At 57.9% G+C, this 20,488-nt stretch carries 18 protein-coding genes; 3 read left to right on the top strand and 15 right to left on the bottom strand.

What is annotated here, in order from left to right; all coding sequences use genetic code 11:
• The first annotated feature begins 10 nt into the window (after positions 1–10).
• The gene (gene rnk / locus ABJM11_RS09915) at positions 11–397 is read left to right on the top strand and encodes a nucleoside diphosphate kinase regulator (protein WP_348296090.1); all 387 of its coding nucleotides are present in this window, start codon (positions 11–13) and stop codon (positions 395–397) included.
• Between the two features lie 27 nt (positions 398–424).
• Here the strand turns inward: rnk and ABJM11_RS09910 are convergent, their stop codons facing one another.
• The 5 genes from ABJM11_RS09910 to hemN form a co-directional block, all read right to left on the bottom strand.
• Positions 425–1,318 carry a U32 family peptidase gene (locus tag ABJM11_RS09910; protein ID WP_348296091.1) on the bottom strand — a complete coding sequence of 298 codons (894 nt, stop codon included), beginning with the start codon at positions 1,316–1,318 and terminating at the stop codon, positions 425–427.
• Positions 1,319–1,331: 13 nt separating this feature from the next.
• Positions 1,332–2,327 (bottom strand): peptidase U32 family protein, encoded by a 996-nt coding sequence (locus tag ABJM11_RS09905; RefSeq protein ID WP_348296092.1) that lies wholly within the window; start codon positions 2,325–2,327, stop codon positions 1,332–1,334.
• A gap of 83 nt (positions 2,328–2,410) precedes the next feature.
• Positions 2,411–2,545, bottom strand: a complete 135-nt coding sequence (locus ABJM11_RS09900; protein WP_348296093.1) for a putative transporter small subunit — start codon at positions 2,543–2,545, stop codon at positions 2,411–2,413.
• A complete protein-coding gene (locus ABJM11_RS09895) occupies positions 2,542–4,218 on the bottom strand; it encodes a sodium:solute symporter family protein (RefSeq protein ID WP_348296094.1) in 1,677 nt (558 codons plus the stop codon). Before ABJM11_RS09895 ends, ABJM11_RS09900 begins: the two co-directional genes overlap by 4 nt.
• Positions 4,219–4,568: 350 nt before the next feature.
• Positions 4,569–5,981 carry an oxygen-independent coproporphyrinogen III oxidase gene (gene hemN, locus ABJM11_RS09890; protein WP_348296095.1) on the bottom strand — a complete coding sequence of 471 codons (1,413 nt, stop codon included), beginning with the start codon at positions 5,979–5,981 and terminating at the stop codon, positions 4,569–4,571.
• A 352-nt stretch (positions 5,982–6,333) separates the two neighbouring features.
• Here hemN and ABJM11_RS09885 point away from each other — a divergent pair, with 352 nt between their 5' ends.
• On the top strand, positions 6,334–7,866 hold the full coding sequence (locus ABJM11_RS09885) for a cryptochrome/photolyase family protein (RefSeq protein WP_348296096.1): 1,533 nt from the start codon (positions 6,334–6,336) through the stop codon (positions 7,864–7,866).
• A gap of 21 nt (positions 7,867–7,887) precedes the next feature.
• On the opposite strand, the gene ABJM11_RS09880 is transcribed toward ABJM11_RS09885, so the two are convergent.
• From ABJM11_RS09880 to ABJM11_RS09850, 7 genes are all read right to left on the bottom strand, one after another.
• Complete coding sequence (locus ABJM11_RS09880) at positions 7,888–9,003, bottom strand: sn-glycerol-3-phosphate ABC transporter ATP-binding protein UgpC (RefSeq protein ID WP_348296097.1); 1,116 nt, start codon at positions 9,001–9,003, stop codon at positions 7,888–7,890.
• Between the two features lie 7 nt (positions 9,004–9,010).
• A complete protein-coding gene (locus ABJM11_RS09875; RefSeq protein ID WP_348296098.1) occupies positions 9,011–9,880 on the bottom strand; it encodes a carbohydrate ABC transporter permease in 870 nt (289 codons plus the stop codon).
• The gene (locus tag ABJM11_RS09870; RefSeq protein ID WP_348296099.1) at positions 9,873–10,799 is read right to left on the bottom strand and encodes a sugar ABC transporter permease; all 927 of its coding nucleotides are present in this window, start codon (positions 10,797–10,799) and stop codon (positions 9,873–9,875) included. Before ABJM11_RS09870 ends, ABJM11_RS09875 begins: the two co-directional genes overlap by 8 nt.
• A 54-nt stretch (positions 10,800–10,853) precedes the next feature.
• Entirely contained in the window at positions 10,854–12,113 is a 1,260-nt protein-coding gene (locus ABJM11_RS09865; protein ID WP_348296100.1) for an ABC transporter substrate-binding protein, read from the bottom strand.
• A gap of 142 nt (positions 12,114–12,255) precedes the next feature.
• Positions 12,256–13,590 carry a carbohydrate porin gene (locus ABJM11_RS09860; RefSeq protein WP_348296101.1) on the bottom strand — a complete coding sequence of 445 codons (1,335 nt, stop codon included), beginning with the start codon at positions 13,588–13,590 and terminating at the stop codon, positions 12,256–12,258.
• Between the two features lie 110 nt (positions 13,591–13,700).
• Positions 13,701–15,170: an ATP-binding protein gene (locus tag ABJM11_RS09855; RefSeq protein WP_348296102.1), complete on the bottom strand. Its 1,470-nt coding sequence runs from the start codon at positions 15,168–15,170 to the stop codon at positions 13,701–13,703.
• Positions 15,157–15,873: a response regulator transcription factor gene (locus tag ABJM11_RS09850; RefSeq protein ID WP_348296103.1), complete on the bottom strand. Its 717-nt coding sequence runs from the start codon at positions 15,871–15,873 to the stop codon at positions 15,157–15,159. The genes ABJM11_RS09855 and ABJM11_RS09850 overlap by 14 nt, the downstream gene beginning before the upstream one ends.
• A gap of 103 nt (positions 15,874–15,976) precedes the next feature.
• Here ABJM11_RS09850 and ABJM11_RS09845 point away from each other — a divergent pair, with 103 nt between their 5' ends.
• Complete coding sequence (locus tag ABJM11_RS09845; RefSeq protein ID WP_348296104.1) at positions 15,977–17,233, top strand: transporter substrate-binding domain-containing protein; 1,257 nt, start codon at positions 15,977–15,979, stop codon at positions 17,231–17,233.
• Positions 17,234–17,244: 11 nt separating this feature from the next.
• Here the strand turns inward: ABJM11_RS09845 and ABJM11_RS09840 are convergent, their stop codons facing one another.
• Genes ABJM11_RS09840 through ABJM11_RS09830 form a run of 3 tightly spaced genes read right to left on the bottom strand, consistent with a single transcriptional unit; the run spans position 17,245 to position 20,421 of the window.
• On the bottom strand, positions 17,245–18,933 hold the full coding sequence (locus tag ABJM11_RS09840) for an HAD-IA family hydrolase (protein WP_348296105.1): 1,689 nt from the start codon (positions 18,931–18,933) through the stop codon (positions 17,245–17,247).
• Between the two features lie 2 nt (positions 18,934–18,935).
• Complete coding sequence (locus ABJM11_RS09835) at positions 18,936–19,529, bottom strand: DUF2845 domain-containing protein (RefSeq protein WP_348296106.1); 594 nt, start codon at positions 19,527–19,529, stop codon at positions 18,936–18,938.
• 52 nt (positions 19,530–19,581) lie between these two features.
• Positions 19,582–20,421 carry a YihY/virulence factor BrkB family protein gene (locus ABJM11_RS09830; protein WP_348296107.1) on the bottom strand — a complete coding sequence of 280 codons (840 nt, stop codon included), beginning with the start codon at positions 20,419–20,421 and terminating at the stop codon, positions 19,582–19,584.
• Positions 20,422–20,488: the final 67 nt, after the last annotated feature.

The following is a 20,488-nucleotide window of genomic DNA, read 5'->3' as shown; positions in this document are numbered from 1 at the left end:
GGAGTTAACCATGTCCGATTTACCTGCGATTACCGTTGCCGAGGAAGACTACAACCGCCTTTCTGCTCTGCTGGAAAAAACCGACGACACCACCGGCGTGGCTGAAAGTCTTGAAGATGAGCTCAGCCGCGCTGACCTGCTGCCACTGGCAAAGGTACCGGAAACGGTCGTCGTTATGAACTCGGTGGTACTTTTCGAAGATCAGGACAACGGCAAGCAACATCGGCTCCAACTGGTCTATCCACACCAGGCCGATGGCAGCCCTGACAGGATTTCCATTCTCGCCCCCGCCGGCGCAGCAATGATTGGCCTGAGTGTCGGAGACAGCATCGAATGGCCACTGAAGGGACGAAAGCCCCTGCACCTGAAGGTTGTCAGCGTTACCCGGTCAGAGTAACTGGCAACTGGCCTCTTGGCCGCTGATTCAACTGCCGACGTGGTCCATGCCCGGCTTGCCATACCAGTACCCGTTGCAGGGAGGGGCTTCGACAAGTGCCAAGGGATCGGTGTCCGGTGTTTCGCCACGTCGCACCTGATCAAAGCGCCGGACCACCTCATCCATACCCTGGTGCTCCGGGCTCAGGCGTACCGTTGCTACGCCCATGCGCGCCATGGCCGGCAGCTCATGCATGAGGTCATAGCGTGAACCGGACAGCGTGGAAATACCGTTCAGTCGAAACAGCTCCTGAGATTCCCGGGAGCGCAATTCCATGCCATCGGGATGCTCGATGCAGCGGAACTCGCAGTTATCCTTGGGCAGATTGTAATGGCGTGCCGTGAAACAGCGCGATGACCAGGCCAGGGGAAGAAATCCCCAGGCGAAGACTTCCGCCGGCAAATCCAGACCTTCTTCTCTCAGCCCCTGGATCAGCTGGCTCAGTGTTTCCTTGCCCAGTTCCACCGGCAGGTTCCATCCCTTCAGGCCCTGCTTCGCCAGTATCTTCAGTGTTGCCACATTGTAGATATTCATAGAGGGGCCGGTGACAAACGGAATGCTGTTCTTGATGGCAACCTGCAGGGCACTCTGATCGTTTGCTTCTACCACGAACTCATTCTGATCACAGATCCGGCGCAGACGGCGTAAATCGGCTTCTGACTCGATCAGTGTCTGCGTGGAAAGCACCACGTCTTTACCGCAGGCCTTGAGATCACGGGCAAGATCGAACCAGTCGTCGGGCTTCAGCTCACGCCTGCGGGAACATACGGCTTCACCCAGGTAGATGGTTTCTACGGGCCACTCGGCCGCCTTGCCATAGAAATCGAATACGCTTTGTTTGGACCAGAACCACAGAATCGGTCCCAGGGATAACTTCATCATAATCGGCAGAACCTTATTTCCACTTGCGATGGTAGGCACCCAGGGTAGTCAGACCACCTTCAGACAAGCCCGAAAGGGTGTTTCTCCAGGCCGGGTCAACCTTATAGTCGTCAGGCCGGGCGCTCAGGTTATCCAGGGCATGTCGCCAGGTGCGGGCCACATCGGCAATGTAGGCGGGGCTGCGTTGACGGCCCTCAATTTTTACAGCACTGATACCCAGTTCCTTCAGTTTCGGCAGCATGTCCAGAGTGCTCAGGCTGACTGGCTCTTCGATGGCGTGATAGACACTGCCTTCAACCTCAAAACGGCCTTTACACAAGGTAGGGTAACCGGCGGACTCACCGGGGCCATAGCGGTCAATCAGGACATCGTTCAGGCGCGACTCCAGCCCCTGCGGCGTTTCCTGCCACCGCACTGCCTTGGCCGGGGAACAGGCACCACGGGTATTCGGGGATTCGTCCGTAAGATAGGAAGAAAGATAACAGCGGCCTTCGGCCATGATGCACAAACTGCCGAATGCAAACACTTCCAGCTCTACCGGACTGTGTTTTGCCACACCCCGAACCTGGTCCAGGGAGAGCACCCGGGGTAACACGGCACGGCGGATATCAAAGTTGTTCTTGTAGAACGACAACGCCTCGTAACTGGTGGCAGAGCCCTGAACAGACAAATGCCGGGGGATATGTGGGTATCTATTGGCGGCGTAATCCAGCAGGCCCATATCGGCCAGGATGATGGCATCCACACCCAGGCCTGCTGCACGATCCACTGCCCCTTTCCACTGCTCCCAGCCATCCGGCTGGGGATAGGTGTTTATGGCACAGAAGACACGGCTGCCTTTGGAGTGCGCATACTCAATACCCTCACCGGCACGCTTGTCATTAAAATTAAGCCCCGCAAACTGGCGGGCATTGGTGCTGTCGCGGAAACCGAAGTAAACCGCATTTGCACCATTATCCACGGCGGTTTTCATGGCTGGCAAACTGCCGGCCGGGCATACGAGTTCCATAACCCCTCCGCTGAAATAAGCAGGGGACAGCCTACCGGCTATGTCCTGGAGGGGCCTTGATCATTATCACTCAGATAGCCCGATCAGATGAGATCCTCATCGGATTTCCGGGCCCTGCGAACGTCCCGGGCCACGGCCCCGCAAATAACCCCCAGCACAACAAGCGTTATTGCCGGCCAGATCAGAATGTACGCCCCGTACACCAGTTCACTTGTCATCTTGCACCCTCCGGAATCATTGCAGCATCGCTTTCAGTATCGGCGTCGTCGTAATCACCGACCCGCTTCTTGATCAGATCGAAATCGAAACGTTCGTTGCTGGTCAGCGTCATGGCGGTACAAACCACGGCACTGGCGCCATACGCTGTCAGCGAAGCCACGAGCACCATGTAATCCCGCAGGAAACCAGTGGCAAAAACCAGCATGGCAATCAGGGTGATCAGCCCCGCCAGAAGCCCTGCTGCCCGACCAAAAAAGCCGAACACCATCATCCCAATGACCACGGCACCGCCAACGGAGGCCAGTGCCTCGAATACCAGCACGGTAAAGCCGGTCATCTCCAACAGCTCGAAGCGGGCGATGCAGAACAACGCCATAGCCACCACCACTGACCAGGTGAACGCGGCATTGGTCACCCGGTCCCAGTAACAGCTGACGATCACCGGGAACACAATAGCTCCCCAGAGTGCGCCCACAAACACCAGCATTACCAGAATATCGAGAGAGAAACTCGCAAAGACCAGGCCTGCCACTGTGGCGACGATCATGGTGATACGCCCTACCAGCATCATTACTCTGGGATTCGGGTTGTTCCGGGCAATGTTCTTGCCATACACATCCGCCATCATGATGGTTGACAGGGCAGACAGGTCCGAGTCAGCGGTGGACGACAGGGAGCCGATAACCAGAATGAAGAACAGGGCCACGAAGACTGGCGACAAATAGGTGGATACCATCTGGGGGATCAGGTTGTTCATGTTGCCATCAATAGGCTTCATGCCCACGGATAGTGCCATCAGGCCAATCATGCCAAGGCCGATGACTATGGCGCCATAACCGATGGTGGCTGTTACAAATGTCGATTTTATGTGGCTCTCACGTACCGCAAACAGGCGCTGGGAGATGGTCTGATTACCGATGGCATAGGCCAGAACCGCAACGAAGAAAGGCGCGCCCTGGTTCATGATGGCGTCCACCGAGAACAGGCTCGCCTGCTCATCCGTCATCAGGCTCAGGCCATCAACCATCACTTCCGTACCACCGGCGGAAAACAGGACAGCCGGAATGATAATGATGGCGACAGCCATCAACGCCACCAGTTGTGCGAAGTCAGTAAACACCGATGCGCGGAAGCCGGACGTCAGGGTATAGGCCAGCACACCGATACCTGCAACAATCACACCGGTTTCGAACGACAAGGGTGAAAGCACGGCGACCAGGGCACCGGCAGCGGTAAAATTCACCATCAGGCTGATCACGCTTCCAAGGACATTGGACCCGGCCAGAATCAGTTGACTGGAGGCGCCATGCCGCGCATGGATCAGCTCACCCAGGGTGTGGCCATTGGGTGCCAGTTTGCGGAATCGGCGACCAAACGGGTAGATGAACAGAATCATCAGGGCGCCCCAGAGTCCATAATGAATGGGCCCGGAAACGCCATAGGTATACCCGGATGTCGCAGCAGCATAGAAAGAGGCCGCCCAGATCCAGGTGGCTGTCATACTCGCAGCGCCCATGCCAAAGCCAACATGGTGTCCTGCCACCATAAAGCCGGATGTGTCTTCCTTGTCTTTCCGGATCAGTAACGTAAGCAGATAGGTACCGCCGTAAAAGGCGGCCAGTAGTAACAATACAGTGAATGTCGAAAACTCGGTAAAGCCGGTGTCTTTCAAACCACAACCTCTTTTTCAGAACAACAAACAACCGCCATTGGTCCGAATTATGAGAAATTCGGCCATCAGGAAGCAGGCGTCGGAAAATATCGTGCTCAGGCGTCAGTGCGGCCGTTCAGGCCCGCGTGATGCAAAAGCCGCTGCATGGATTCGAGGTTGCTAAGGAAAGCTGAGGTGAGGCAAAAGCCCACAAAGATCTTTAGATGTCATGCTATTTTTCGTCCTCTTAACCAAAGCCATGGAAGGCCAGATGAGAGAGCGCAAGACAATACTCAATAACCTATCCGGAGTCCAGTTATTAGAGGACGAAATGTTAGCATGCAACGCAGATTACTGATTAGCAGACCGGTTCAGATGATTCGTGAGAACCGTTTGCTGGCACCCTCCTTGCGATAAAGGTCAAAGATCTGGCAGATCGCCCTGATCAGCAGCCGGCCGGCTGGCTGAACCTGGAGTGCGTTGCCGTCATCGGCGATCAGTTCATCCTGCATCATGGGTTTCAGTCGGCGCAGTTCATCGGTGAAATAACGATCCAGATCTTCCTGCCATACCTCCGCGAACAGTTTGCGGTCCAGCCTGAACTGGCAGATCAGCTGGCCGATGACCCAACGGCGGATGCGGTCATCCCGGGTCAGGTTCACACCTTTGGTGATGGCGAGCTGGCCAGAATCGATCGCCGCTTCCCAGGCCGGCAGGTCGTGATTGTTCTGGAAGTAGGCGTCGTCAGTCTGCCCGATGGCGGACACCCCCAGGGATACCAGGTCACATTCTGAGTGCGTGGTGTAGCCCTGGAAGTTCCGGTGCAGCCGGCCTTCACGCTGCGCCACCGCCAGGCTGTCGTCCGGCTTGGCGAAATGGTCCATGCCGATGTATTCGTAACCTGCTTCCAGCAACCGGTTGATGGTGTTGTGCAGGATGGTCAGTTTCTGCTGCGGCGTCGGCAGGGTGTCGGCCAGAATCCGGGTTTGCGGGTAGAAGCGGTCCGGCAGGTGCGCATAGCTGAACACTGAGAGTCGGTCGGGGGACATTTCAATCACCGCTTCCAGGGTTTCGGCGAAGCTTTCAGGGGTCTGGTGTGGCAGGCCGTAGATCAGGTCCAGGTTGATGGAGCGGAAGCCGAGCCGGCGGGCCTCATTCAGCACGGCCTCGGTCATTTCCCGGGGCTGGATGCGGTTAACGGCTTTCTGCACCTTTGGATTTACGTCCTGGACACCCAGGCTTATGCGGTTGAAACCCAGGTCCCAGAGCGTCGGCAAGGTGTCCTGGTCGACTTCGCGCGGGTCGATCTCCACGCTGTAGTCCCGGTCGTCACCGGTCTGCAGGTTGAACAGTTCTCCGTACCCGGCCATCAGGTGTTCCATCACATCCTTTGGCAGGAATGTGGGTGTGCCGCCGCCCCAGTGGAGTTGCGTCACGGGCCGGTTACCACCGAACAGGCGCGACTGGATTGCAGCTTCCTTCAGCACCCGCTCTACATAGGGCATGGCCTTGTCGCGCTTCTTGGTGATCACCTTGTTGCAGGCGCAGTAGTAACAGAGGTGCGCGCAGAATGGCAGGTGCGTATAAAGCGACAGGGGCCGGTCGCTGGCCTTGCTGCGTGCGGCTGCCTTTACCATCTGTTCCACCGGGTAGTTCTGGTTGAACTCAACGGCCGTTGGATAGGAGGTGTAGCGAGGGCCGCTGAGGTCGTAGCGGCGGATCAGCGCTTCGTCCCAGATGAATTCCGGGAGGGTGGTGTCGGCGGTTTTCAGTGTGGCAGTCATAATCAAAGCTCTGGGTTCGAATCGGGGGTCATCCGGGAAGTGCCGGCATTCTGGAACATTCCGTGGATCCGCATGTTGATACGGGTCAGCTGACCAATGATTTTAGTTTACCAGTCCTCTTTATGAACCACCCTTGGGCTCTTGGCGTACTCTTGCTACCCCTTATGGGGGGGTATTTTGTGTTCGGCACCCGGCAAGTGGAGGGGGTGCCCTGCCAAAATACGCTGTGAATACGTCCCTGTACGCTCGGCTCCGCCATCCATGGCTCCGCACGATTTTGGCAGGGCACCCCCTCCACTTACCTGACTTATCTGCCAGTCCGCCAACCCAAAAACGGAGTACAGCTTCCGCCATGCCAAACCTGATTCTGATTCTCGGCGACCAGTTAACGACCGATATAAGCGCCCTCGAGAACGCTAACCGGGATCACGACAGAGTCGTGATGGCCGAAGTCCATGACGAGGCCAGCTATACCAACCACCACAAGAAAAAGCTGGTGCTGCTGTTCAGTGCCATGCGCCATTTCGCTCGGCGCCTGGAAGCCGCTGGATGGCGGGTTTACTACCAGACGTATCATCCCGACAACGATGCCCAAAGTCTGGAGGCGGCCATCGCCAGCCAGCTCAAAGAGCCCGGGGCCGACAGAGTGATCACCACGGAATGTGGCGAGTGGCGGCTGCATGAACAGATCGAGCAGTGGCATGAACGGCTTGGGGTACCGGTGGAGATCCGTCCCGATACGCGCTTTATTGCCAGCAAACAGGAATTTGCAGGCTGGGCCGAGGGGCGCAAGCAGTTGCGGATGGAGTTCTTCTACCGGGAAATGCGGCGAAAAACCGGTCTGTTGATGACTTCCGATGGCAAACCGGAGGGCGGGCACTGGAATTTTGATGCGGCCAACCGGCGCAAGTGGAGCGGCAAGCCAGCGGCCCCTGCCCCTTTTCGCGTGGCGCCCGACAAAGTGACGCGTGAGGTGATTGAGCTGGTTGAGGAGCATTTCGCCGGTCATTTTGGCACTACGGAGGATTTTCACTTTGCCGTGACGCCGGAGGACGCAAAGCAGGCGTTGGATTACTTCATCGATTTTGCCCTGCCCTGTTTTGGCGATTTTCAGGACGCCATGTCGGAGGATGAAGACTGGCTGTTCCACTCGATTTTGTCACCCTACATCAACTGCGGCCTGCTGGACCCATTGGCTGTCTGCGAGGCTGCAGCGCAGACCTGGTACGCCGGGCGGGCGCCGATCAACGCGGTGGAGGGGTTCATACGGCAGATTCTGGGCTGGCGGGAGTTTGTGCGGGGGATTTACTGGATGAACATGCCGGAGTACGCCCGGGAAAACCGGCTTGGTAATACCCGCGCCCTGCCCTGGTTCTACTGGACCGGGGAAACCAAGATGCGATGCATGCACAAGGCCATTGATGCCACCCGCCGCAATGCCTATGCGCACCACATCCAGCGGCTGATGGTCACCGGCAATTTTGCACTGCTGGCCGGTGTCAAACCCGAGGAGATTTGCGACTGGTATCTGGCGGTGTATGCCGATGCGTACGACTGGGTCGAACTGCCCAACGTGCTCGGCATGGTGATGCACGCCGACGGCGGTTACCTGGGCTCGAAACCCTACGCTGCCAGCGGCAAGTACATCCAGCGGATGTCGAACCATTGCAGCAACTGCCACTACAAGGTGAACAAATCCACGGAAGAGGATGCCTGTCCGTTCAATGCCCTGTACTGGCATTTCATCAACCGGCATCGGGAGGATTTCGCCAATAACCCGCGCATGGGGATGATGTACCGCAACTGGGACAGGCAGAAGCCGGAGAGGCGGCAGGCGCTGCTCCAGCGTGCCGAGGACTTGCTGGCACGGCTGGAGCAGCTCTGAGGAGAGATTTTAGCGGATCGCTCAGGGACGAATGCGTTTCTCGCTTTCCGGGTCGAAGAACACCACCTTCCTCATGTCGAACATCAGTTCGGCCTCCTCGCCCCAGTTCACCGGATGCTCGGCATCCAGCCGGCACTGTACATCAATACCGTTGAGGCGAATGATGGCGAGCACGTCTGGCCCGGTCGGTTCGGTGACTTCCACTGTGAACCGGCCCTCAGCCACCATGGGGTTATCCCTTTTCTGTTCATCGGGCTGGCTTACGTGTTCCGGGCGGATGCCAAGCACCACCCGTTTACCAGCCCAGCTCCCCAGATACTCCGGCGCCGGCAATGCAAGCGTGCGGCCGTCGCTTCCTTCAACCGTCACTGACAGGCCCGCATCAGAGCGTTCAACGGTTACACCGATAAAGCTCATGGAAGGCGACCCCATGAAGCTGGCGACGAACAGGTTCTCCGGCGTGTCGTAGACTTCCTTTGGCGTACCCAGTTGCTGCAACTCGCCGTCTTTGAGCACCGCAATCCGGTCGGCCAGCGTCATGGCCTCGATCTGGTCGTGGGTAACGTACACGATGGTGGTTCTCAGGCGCTGGTGCAGCTTCTTGATCTCGGTACGCATTTCCACACGCAGCTTGGCGTCCAGGTTGGAAAGCGGTTCATCGAACAGGTAGATCTTCGGCCTCCGGGCCAGGGCTCGCCCCATGGCTACCCGCTGCTGTTGCCCGCCGGAAAGCCGCGAAGGCTTCTTGTCCAGCAATGCGGATATCTGCAGCAGGTCGGCCACGCGCTCCACTTCCTGACGGATTTCCTCCTTCGGCATGCCGCGAATCTTCAGGCCAAAAGCGATGTTCTCCCGCACCGACATGGTGGGATACAGCGCATAGGACTGGAACACCATGGCGATGTCACGGTCCTTCGGCTCCATACCGGATATGTCCTTGCCATCCACCACAATCGAGCCGCCGGTAATGGTTTCCAGGCCGGCAATGCTGTTCATCAGCGTGGATTTGCCACAGCCAGATGGGCCGACCAGGGTGAGAAACTCACCGGATGCGATGTCTATGTTGATGCCCTTGAGGGTCTCGTCCAGGGCGCCTGCGTATGTCTTGCGGATGTCCCGCAGTTCAAGTTGTGACATGGTTGTTTTACCCTTTAACCGAGCCGGCCGTGAGGCCGCGTATGAAGTACTTGCCCGCCACGATATACACCACCAGTGTAGGCAGCGCGGCAATCATGGCGGCCGCCATATCCACGTTGTATTCCTTTACCCCGGTGCTGGTATTCACCAGGTTATTCAGGGCGACTGTTATGGGCTGGCTGTCCCCACTGGCAAAGACCACCCCGAACAGGAAGTCGTTCCAGATCTGGGTGAACTGCCAGATCAGCGACACCATGAAAATTGGTGTGGACAGCGGTAGCAGAATGCGGAAGAAAATAGTGAAGAAACCGGCCCCGTCCAGCCGTGCGGCCTTGATCAGGGCATCGGGAATGGCCACATAGTAGTTACGGAAGAACAGCGTGGTGAACGCCACCCCGTAAATGACGTGGACAAGTACCAGGCCGGTCGTTGTGTTCGCCAGACCCAGCTTGCCCAGGGTGGCCGCCATGGGCAGCAGCACCACCTGGAACGGCACAAAACAGCCAAACAGCAGCATGCCGAACATCAGGTCTGAGCCTTTGAACTTCCATTTGGACAATACGTAACCGTTAAAAGCACCCAGCAGTGTGGAAATCAGCACCGCAGGCACGGTCATCTTGAATGAATTCCAGAAGTACCCCTTGACGCCCTCGCACTGCACGCCGGTGCAGGCTTCCGACCAGGCCTTGGTCCAACCCATAACCGTCCAGTCCGCAGGCAGCGCCAGCAGATTGCCGGTACGGATATCCATGGGTGTCTTGAAGCTGGTGATCAGCATGATGATCAACGGAATCAGGTAAACCAGGCACGCCAGCAGCAGCACTCCGTATATGGCAATACGGCTGGGGCGAAAGCCGGTACGAACTACATCAGTCATGGCGCTTCTCCCTCAATTCGGAATACAGGTACGGCACCAGCAACGCAAGAATGGCCCCCAGCATCAGCATGGCGCTGGCAGAGCCCAGGCCCATCTGGCCACGGGTAAAGGTGTGGGCATACATGAACACCGCCGGCAGGTCGGTGGAATAGCCCGGCCCGCCAGAGGTCATGGCCATCACCAGGTCAAAACTCTTGATGGCGATGTGGGCCAGCACCATCACGGAACTGAAAAACACCGGCCGCAGGGAGGGCAGGATGATTTTCCAGTAAATCACCGGCAGGCTGGCGCCATCCACTCTTGCAGCGCGAATAATAGAGGCATCCACGCCCCGCAACCCGGCCAGAAACAGAGCCATCACAAAACCGGACGCCTGCCAGACAGCAGCCATCACGATGGTGTAGATGGCAAAATCGGAGTTCACCAGCCAATCAAAGCTGAACGAGGTCCAGCCCCAGTCATGCATCAGCTTTTCCAGCCCCAGGCTTGGATTCAGAATCCACCGCCAGACTGTGCCCGTGACAATCATGGACAGGGCCATGGGGTAGAGATAGATCGTTCTTATGGCGCCCTCCTGGCGAATGCGCTGATCCAGGAAGATGGCCAGTACAACACCGATCAGCAGACAAATGCCGATGAACAGCCCACCGAAGATCGCAAGATTTTTTGAGGCGACCAACCAGCGCTCGCTCTCCATCAGCTTGGCGTACTGGTCAAGGCCGACGAAATTGTAGCTGGGCAGAAAGCTGGAATTGGTAAACGACAGCACACCCGTCCATAGCATGTAGCCGTAGATACCAATGCCAACCAGTATGAAGGTTGGCGCCACTACCAGTTTGGGCAGCCAGCGTTGCAGGCCATCCATCAGGCCGGACGATGCCCTGGCCACCCCGGCAGGGCGACGTTGAGTGTGTTCCATTAGGAATCCCCTGAAAAAACCCGAAGGCCGCCCACCGGGCGGCCAGGTGCGGTATTACATGGCGGATTGAATGGCTGCTGCCAATTGGTCCGTGGTTTTTGCCGGGTCCGGGTTGCTGGAGTTAACGAAGTTGGTGACCACGTCGAAGATCTGGCCCTGGATGTAGCTGGTCGTCGCCAGGCCATGAGAGAAGCTTGGTACCAGCCCCCCATCCTCGGCACTGGACTTGAACGTGTCCATAGAGGCCTGGGCGCAGGTATCGAAGGCTCCCATATCCATGTCGGTACGTACCGGAATGGAGCCCTTGTTCTGGTTGAACAGGGTCTGGAACTCCGGTTCGAGAATAGTTCGGGCCAGGTCCTTCTGTGCCTTGACGTTCTCTTCGTCCGAGAGACTGAACATGGCGAAGGAGTCGACGTTAAACGTGAACTGGCCTTCGGTGCCCGGCGCTGGCGCACACAGGTAGTCTTCGCCCGGTGTCAGCTCCGCGGCCGTAAATTCACCCTTGGCCCAGTCGCCCATGATCTGCATGGCCGCCTCACCGCGAATCACCATGCCAGTGGCCGTATTCCAGTCCCGGCCGGCAGCGTCGTCATCCACGTAACTCATTACCCTGGCGAACTGTGAGAATACCTCTTCCATCTTTTCGCTGTTGATCACATCCATGTCGTGGTCCACGAACGCCTTGCGGTAATCGTCAGGACCCAGTTCCGCCAGTGCCACCGCATCGAACACGGTCGCGTCCTGCCAGGGCTGGCCACCGTGAGCCAGCGGTATATAGCCCTCCGCCTTTAGCTTGGCCGCCACTTCGAAGAATTCATCGAGTGTGGTGGGAACTTCAACGCCGACATCTTCCATCACCTTCGGGTTCACCCACAGCCAGTTCACCCGGTGCACGTTCACCGGCACGGCCACGTACTCACCTTCGTACTTCATGACATCGGAAATCATCGGCGGAATGAGCTGATCCCAGTTCTCGGATTCAGCCACACTGTCCAGGCTTGTCAGAAAACCGAGTTCTGCCCACTCCCGGATATCCAGGCCCTTGATCTGGGCCGCTGCAGGTGGATTACCGGATACAGCGCGGGTTTTCAGTACGGTCATGGCGGCTTCACCACCGCCGCCGGCTACCGCAAAGTCTTTCCAGGTGTGCCCCTGCTCTTCCATCATTTCTTTCAGGGCAGCGGCGGCACGAGCTTCCCCACCGGCGGTCCACCAGTGCAGAACTTCCACTTCACCGGCGTGAACGGCTGCTGCAGGCATCAGGGCGGCAGACACCGCCAGGGCTGTCAGGTTACGCTTGAGAGTATTCATAAAGACTCCTTGTTTTTGTAATGGAGACACTTGTGGGTTATCAGAACCAGACTTCCATCTGGGTACCAAAGGTCCACTGGCTACCACCAAAGTCGTCCTGGCCCAGGGCATCGCCACCGTCATAGCGGTTAAGCTCATCATCCTAGGTGGAGTAGCTGGCAAACAGGCGGATCTCCGGGCGATTCCAGAAGTCGCCAACCTGTGGCTTGAAGGTGGGTGCAATGGTAAAACGGGCGTAGTCGCCGTCGACATCACCACGTCCCTCGTAGCCTTCCGTCTGCAGATCCATGACCTGCCAGGACGCCTCGTACTGCATCTCGAAGTTGGCCCCCAGTTCGTTGGCCAGGCGGGTGTTGAAGGTGAGCCATTGGTACTCGTCCCCTTCCACATAACGGTCCTTGCTGGTTTCCGCCATGATGGCCGGAGCAATGCGCCAGCTGTCGCTCAGCCGGGTGGTGCCGTAGGCGGCTATCCGGGTGCTGACAGCGTCTTCATGCAGGTTGCCGTCGGCGCCAAGGTTCTTGACCTCCGCACCCAGGCCCTGGCCGTGTAACAACGCCACTTTGAAGCTGCCGTCCGACAGTCCGAAGAAGCTGTCACCATGGTAGGCCAGCATGGTTTGCACACCAGTGTCGGCTGCTTCCATAACGCCGCCGACCACACGCTCGTCATTATCCGCCGCGGACATGCCGTTGATCAGCCACTGAATATTGCCGAAGTAGTTATTGGCCGTCAGGATCAGGTTGTCGGTGTCCGAGGTGCCCTCGGTGGTGTCTGGATCGGAGGGAAAGTCCAGGAAGCTGCGGCCGTAGAGCGAGAAGTTGGACTTCACCGACTCGCTGAAGGTGACATCGTAAAGACCGGCACCGGTGCCCCCCAGAAAGACGATATCGCTGTCGAGCCAGTGGATGTCAAAATCCAGGTCCCGGTCAAAGCGCTTACCGGCCCAGATCGACGCATCCTCGAAAATGCCGGTAAACCCGGCCAGGTTGCTGAATTCCACGTAAGCCTGGCGAACGTTCAGGGCGCCATCCCCGGCGGTCCAGTCATTTGAGGAAGTGGTGGAATCGGCAATCATCAGGCGGTAATGGGACCTGGTGCCATTCTCTGCCACGCTCTTGTAGTTGAGGATGGCTTCCAGGTAGGTGTCCGGCTCGTTGCCCAGCCGGCCGACTGCACCGCCAACGGAACCGGCCGGGGTCAGGTAGGGGCCGCCTGGCGCGCTTTTGCCATCACTGTTGAGAAGCAGCCCCGAGCGGGCGTAGGTGTTGAAGGAGAAGCCCTGGTCGCCCCGGGCATGGGGTTCGACCTCTGCCAGCTGTTGCTCCAGGGCCGACAGGCGTTCTTCCACACTCTCCTGGGCATGGGCCTGGGTGGCAAGCAGACCCAGGGAAGCCACACTCATGGCAATCGCCAATCGATGGCCGGGAGTGGCGTTGTTAGTGCCCACGGAATAATACGATTTACAGGTATTCATCATGACTCCTTGTTTTTGTTGTATTGGCAACATCAGAGTCTATGGCAATACCCGACAGGGGAACGTATCAAACTGAAAGACCGATGTAACACGTTTGTTACATTGAAATTTCAATGTCGTGGGAGCGAAAGGGTCACGTCCAGGCCCCCGCCTGACCAATTGGCTATCCTGAGGTCGCCCCCATGGCTTTGAGCAATGTTACGGGCGATTCCGAGCCCGAGCCCGTGTCCTTTCCGGTGCTCCTGACCAAGGCGGTAATAGGGCTCGAAAATCCGGTCCAGCTCCGACTCGGGGATGCCAGGGCCGTGGTCCCTGACGTGGATGACCAGTTGTTCGGGAGAGTCTTCAACGCAGATCGTTGCCGCCTCCCCATACTTGACCGCGTTGTCCATCAGGTTACCCAGGCAGCGCTTCAATGCCAGGGGTTTGCCTCGATACGGGGCACAGCTTCCCTCCACCCCCACGCGAGGGCTGCCACCGGTATAGGCTTCGGCCATTCGACGCAACATGCCATCGATATCAATCAGCTCAACGTTCTCGTGAATGTCCGTGTCTTTCATGCTCTGCAGGGCACCTTTCACCAGCAATTCCAGTTCCTGGAGATCGCTTTCTAGCCGTTCGCGGGTATTGTCGTCCTCAATCAGGTCAGCCCGCAGGCGCAGCCTGGTGATCGGGGTTTTAAGGTCGTGGGAGATCGCCCTGAACAGTTGGTCCCGGTCGCTGATGTAGCTCTGCAGCCGCCGATGCATGGTATTAAAGCCGCGTGTAACAGCCACAATTTCCGCACTGCCCTGTTCCCGCAACGGTGGCTGGCATTCGTCCAGTGGCAGGTCACGGGCGGCCCGGGCCAGTTTGTGCAATGGCCGTGTCTGGCGGCGTACGAGCCAGGCCAACACGGGAAAAAGCACGCCGATCATCACCAGGATAAACACTATCTGCTGCTCCGGGATGCTTTCGTCGTCCAGCGACACGTAAGGGGCGGGCAACAACGACGCCAGATAAAGCCACTCGCCCGTGGCCACTTCTACCTGAGTGACCAGCACCGGGGGCTTGATGGGCTCAAGGGTCAACGCGTGGTGCGCCCAGGACTTGGGTAGTGCATCCAGTGGTAATTGGGTATTGAGGATTCGAAGGTCATCCGGGTGAACAAACTCCACATACAGATTGGTCGATTTACCCAACCGGCTCCTGAGCACTGCCTCAACTTCCTCGGTAACCAGTTGCTTGCGCTCGCTGTCTGGAAGTGCCCGCATTTCTATGCGCTTGTTATTGAGGGAGACAAAAAAGCGGGAGCCGCCCATGTCCCTCAGCTGATCCAGCACAATATGCCGGTACTGGAGCGGCAGAGACTTGAAGAACTGCGTGGTGGCCGCCGCCGAAGAGGCAAGATTGCGGGTGGTATTGACCAGCCCCTCAACCTGCTGGGCGCGGAAGGTACCTACCCAGATCATACTCGAGGCCACCTGGGCCACCCCCATGGCCAGCAGTGTCAGCAGCAGGATGCGCCCCAGGAGCGACGAGGGCACTAGGCGCCATACCCGGCGCCCGGTATCGACCGCCCCGCCCTCATTCCGCGGCATAAGACACTGTTGCCGCCAGCAGATACCCGGCACCGCGCACCGTCTTGATCAGCCTGGGGTTTCGCCCCTGATCCCCCAGGCGCTGGCGCAGGCGGCTGACCGCAACATCCACAACCCGGTCAAGGGGCATGGATTCCCGGCCACGGGTAACCCCGGAAATGGTGTCACGGTCCAGCACTTCGTTTGGGTGAGCGAGAAAGAGCTGTAACAGCGCAAAGTCGGCGCCAGACAGGGGGATGGCTCGTCCCTGATCCGAGATGAGCTCATGGGCCAGTGTGTCCAGACGCCAGCGATCAAAACGCACGAACCGGGGATTGTCCGCTCGGGTAAAGCTTGAGCGCCGCAACAACGCCTTTACTCTGGCCTGCAGCTCACGGGCGCTGAACGGCTTTGCCAGGTAATCGTCGGCCCCTATTTCCAGGCCCACCACCCGGTCGGTTTCATCGGAGCTTGCCGTCAGCATGATGATGGGCACCTGCGAGTGCTCACGGATTTCCCGGCAAAGCGTGAAGCCATCGTCGCCGGGCATCATAATGTCGAGCACGATCAGGTCCACCTTTGACTGTGACAGCCGTTGGCGCATGCCATCACCTTCGGCGGCAGTCATCACGTCGTAACCAACACGGGACAGATGTTCCTGCAATAGCTCACGTATCGCCAGGTCGTCGTCGACAACAAGAATCGATGCTTTTACATCAGACATTTAAAAACCTTTATTGTTGTTCGCACCTGCAAGCATATGTCTAAAAGTTGTGAGGCAAAAGCCCCGAGTGAGTGCTAGGCTGAGTTCAAGATTGTTAACAAAAATGGGTGAAACGCTCTCCATGGATTTCCGGCCTGTGGTTCTGGGTGTAATCGGCACGGTTGCCTTGTCGGTCTGTTATGCCCGGCCCCCTGAACTCAATCTCTATACGTTTGCGTCATCGCCTTACCAGGTCCCGGCACTAGGAGGCCCTGGCGACTCGAAGGTAGTTGGCGAGACGGCAGATACGGTTAACTGCGCTGCGAGCCGGGCCGGCTGGTCGACCCGCATTCGGATCACGCCGCAAAATCGGGCCGTACACTCGTTGCAAAGGAACCTGATCGATGGTTACTTTGCCATAGATCCTTCCATCGAACTGGATACTACTGCGAAAAGAAGCAACCCGGTCGCCCTTGAGAAATGGTATTTCTTCACAACTGATCCGGACGTAGTGCCGGAAACTGCCCGCATCGGCGTTGTGGACGGCAGTAATGAGGAGGCCTGGCTTGAGAACAACGGTTTTGACGTTTTCATGAGCGTCTCACTACCAAGCCAGTTGCTCGCCCTGTTAAAGCGTGGCCGAATCGATGCAGCCCTTATGGACAGGCGCGCCATGATTGACCTGCACGAGCCAGACAAGTCGCGCGCCGACGAACTGAACGCCCACTTTCTCCGTTACGCACCCTTGTATATGTATCTCAGTGAAAACTTCACCGCCAACAACCCTGACTTCCTGCCCGCTTTCAACCAGTTCCTGCCCGCCTGCATGGAAGGCCAGATCACACTTACTGCCGATGAGGAGGCACGGATAAAAAACCTGTCAGAGCGACTGTTCAACGAAATCGAGGGGATGCTCAACCTGCAACAGGCGATCGACGCCGGCCCACCCATTGAAAACCTGACCGATGTGCTGACGTTCGACGCCAAATGGCAAGCGCTGGCACCCGCGACAACGCCCGAACTTGCAAAAGCCATCCTTGAATTGCCCGGCTCCCGAACCCTTCACGCCTGGAAGCTGACCCACAGAGACACTGTCACCGAGGCTCTGCTCACTAATAATCTCGGCACACTCGTCGCCATGAGCCAGCTTGCGTCTGATTACTGGCAGGGAGACGAGCCCAAGTTTACCCATGTTGTGGAAAACACCCTTGCAGGCTCAACCGGTGTGGAGGCCATGTACCTATCGGACATTCGTTACGATGCTTCCACCTCACGCTTTCAGGTAACCGTCAGCGCGCCGGTGGGGCCTGTTTCAGACGGTCTGCCCAAGGGCGTGGTCATATTGGGGCTGGACATTGAAAAGGCATTGGGTAGCCGGTAAGAAGACGGACCTCACGGCGGCCCGACCTCACAGGCCAGCACCAGAGCCCAGAACTCCGAAAAGTCGTTAACCACCACATCCGGTTTATCCGGGTGTTTGTGGGTGCCCGGAAAAATCCGGTTCAACCACGGCAGATCCCATTGCGCACCGTTAAAGAACACGGCGGTCATGCCCGCACGCTTCGCGGCGATGACATCGGTAGTGCTGTCACCGACGTACCAAACGCTTGGGTCCGGCGGGTAGTCCAGCTTTTGCACCGCGAGATAAAGCTGGTCCGGGTGGGGTTTCCTCAGGGGCGTGTCATCGCCACAGACATCCACATCAAACAGGTGAGTCCAGCCGGTGTCTTCCACGGCGGCCAGCTCATGCTCGAAAAACTCCCGGTCACGATTGGTAATCACCCCTACCTGGATACCAGTGCGCCGCAACCCCTCAAGTACCGCACGCACTTTGGGTTCGAAGGCTTTCACCGTGCCGTAATGTTCCCGGTAGTGGCGGTTGAACACCTTGTGGGCCATCTGTTTCGCGTCCTGGTCCTCACCGAAGAGCACTTCAAAGATATCCGTGCGTGATATCTTTCGATCGGCCCGCACCTTGGGGTGCAGTCTGGCAAACTCGCGAACGTAAGCCACAAGACGGGCATCCTCAGGGGTTTTACTGTCTTCGGGCGCCAACATGCGGTCGGTAAGCCCCAGCGCCTCAAATTCGGGAAACATGTCGTCCACCGCGTGGTACATGGCGTCCAGGGTATCCACCAGGGTCGCATGCCAGTCAAACAACACCACCGATGGCCGGATAAGACGGACAACCGCGGGATGCCAGTCAGGCTCAATACGGGGCTGAGGCGGTTCCGGGCGCGGATAGGGTCTGGGGCGGACTTCGGCAGGGGGCGCCCGGAACGCGTCCGGCTCCTGCCGTTCAAGCAGGGCCAGCAGGTTGATGAGATCCTCGAAGCTGTCGAGAATCGCAGCCGGAGCGTCCCGGTGACTGAACCAGCTGTCAATCCGCCCGGACTCCCAGCAGGCACCGTTATAGAAAACGCCCGAAACTCCCGCGCGGTTGGCGGTGAGCATGTCAACATAACTGTCGCCCACGTACCAGGCCCGCTCATCTACCGGCAAATTCAGCTTCTCCAGGGCGCGGGTGATGACTTCCGGATCGGGTTTGTATTCGGTCACGTCATCGGCACAGACCGTGGCATCAAAAAGATTCTGCCAGCGCCCTTCGTCGACCATCTTCAGCTCTTTATCCAGGAACTCCCGGTTGCGATTAGTGGACACCGCCAGCCGGATTCCCATCTCTTTCAGGGCAGTGAGATATTCGTAGGCACCTTGTTGGAAGGGCCTGACCTTGCCGAAATATTTTCGGTAGCAGTGATTGTAGGCCTCGTGGGCGATTAACCTGGCCTCTTTGTCGTCACCAAAGATGGCATTGAAGATATCGGTACGTGACACCCGCCGCTCTGCCAGAATACGCGGATGCAGGCGACGGAAAATCCGGATGTAACGCACCAGGCGAGCGTCATCGGCGGTGCGGCATTTGTCTTCAGGCAACAACCTGTCCACCAGGCCCAGATCTTCCAGTTGCGGAAGCATGTCTTCCATGGCGCTGAACATCGCATCGTGGGTATCCACCAACGTGCCGTGCCAGTCGAACATCAGCACTGATGGTGCGGGCAATCCATCGCTGAATCTCGTCACAGTCAGTTTCCCCGTGGTTTCCTGGTGGTCTCAACATGGGTAACCCGGCCATTGCGCATTCTGATGATCCGGCGAAACTGGGTCTTACCGGTTTCATACATCCACTCCTCCACCGGCACCAGGGTACCGGGCCGGTAATGCCCGGCAATGTCTGACCCACGGCCGATGGCTTCCCAGGTGACCCGCCGGGAAACCGGCTCGCCGCAATAGGCCACCATCTCGAATTCGCTGACCCCACTTTGCAGTCGGGCCGGCGAACAGTCACCGGCGCTGTCTCCGGAAAAACCATAGCCCAGGCTGTGCTCACTGCGCAGCTTGCCGTCACGAAATTCGAGGCGGCGGATGAATCCGTGGGGGCCAGGGTTGTAATACCAGTGCTCTACCTCGCCCACAACGCCGACGCCGGGAACGGTAGCCGTCGGGTAAGTGGCCACGTAATCCGGCGCTCCGCAGCGCTCTTCCACTTCCACCGGCCAGTCGCCGACGTCCACCAATGAGGAACCGCAACGAAAGGCAGTATTACCGGTGCCGGGCAAGACAGCCAGGCCAGGAAGTAAAATAAGCCCCAAGAGTCTGATGGATAACAGCAAGCGCATGACGTTTCTCCCGGTTGTGCACTACTGATTTTTCAATACCAGAACGATAAAGTCAGTCCGGGCTGCCATACCATGGCACTCCGGCCCGCTCACAGCGCTCCAGCTCCGCGATCACCTGGGCTCCCAGCAAGAGAATAATGGAGCCCACTTCCAGGCTGATCAACAGAACGATGATGGTTGTCAGCGACCCGTAGATCACGTTGACGAAAGAGATATTGAGAAAATAATACATCATGACCAGCCGGGTTGCCTCCCAAAGGATGGCCGCCACCAGGCCTCCAACCACCGCTCTGCGCGGGGATATACGCATAATGGGCAACACCTTGTAGATAGCACTGAACATGATGAAGACACTGACAAAACTGAGCAGGTAGAGGATCATCCCCGGTTCGTCGTAAAGCGTATTGATGAAGGCAAATAACAGGGTCATGGTAAGCAGGCCGGCACCCAGCACCAGCATGAACGCGTATGGCAGCACGGCTGAAAGCCAGAAGCTGCGCCGGGGGATGTCCGGGCGGTGGAAGATAATGGCAATCGAGTCCTCCAGCATCCGGAAGGCAAAGGAGCTGAAGAAAAGCAGGACCGGAATACCTGCAATTCCAATGATATCCCGGGATTCCATGAAGGCACGCACGGCATCCAGCCACAGGTCAGCGTGAGCAGGCGCAAAATGCTGGGCCTGGATCGCCATGACCTTCAGTAGTTGCTCCTCGTCCACCAGACGAGTGAGCAAGACCCCGAGCAGAGCCAGCAGGGGCACTGCCGACAAGAGCACGTTGTACCCAACTCCCCCTGCCAGCAGAACCCCACGGTTGCGGAGAAAATCCCGCATCACCCGGCGCGAGAACAGCCAGAGCCGCCGGATCAATACCATTGGTGAGCCATCGGTCATGTCAGTTGTTGGCCTGCTTTATCTGGTTTTCAGCACCATTGCTCACCTTTTCGAGTATCAACAGCTC

It is taken from the genome of Marinobacter sp. (genome assembly GCF_039977835.1).
Lineage (GTDB): Bacteria > Pseudomonadota > Gammaproteobacteria > Pseudomonadales > Oleiphilaceae > Marinobacter.
This window is presented reverse-complemented; position numbering and strand designations above follow the sequence as displayed.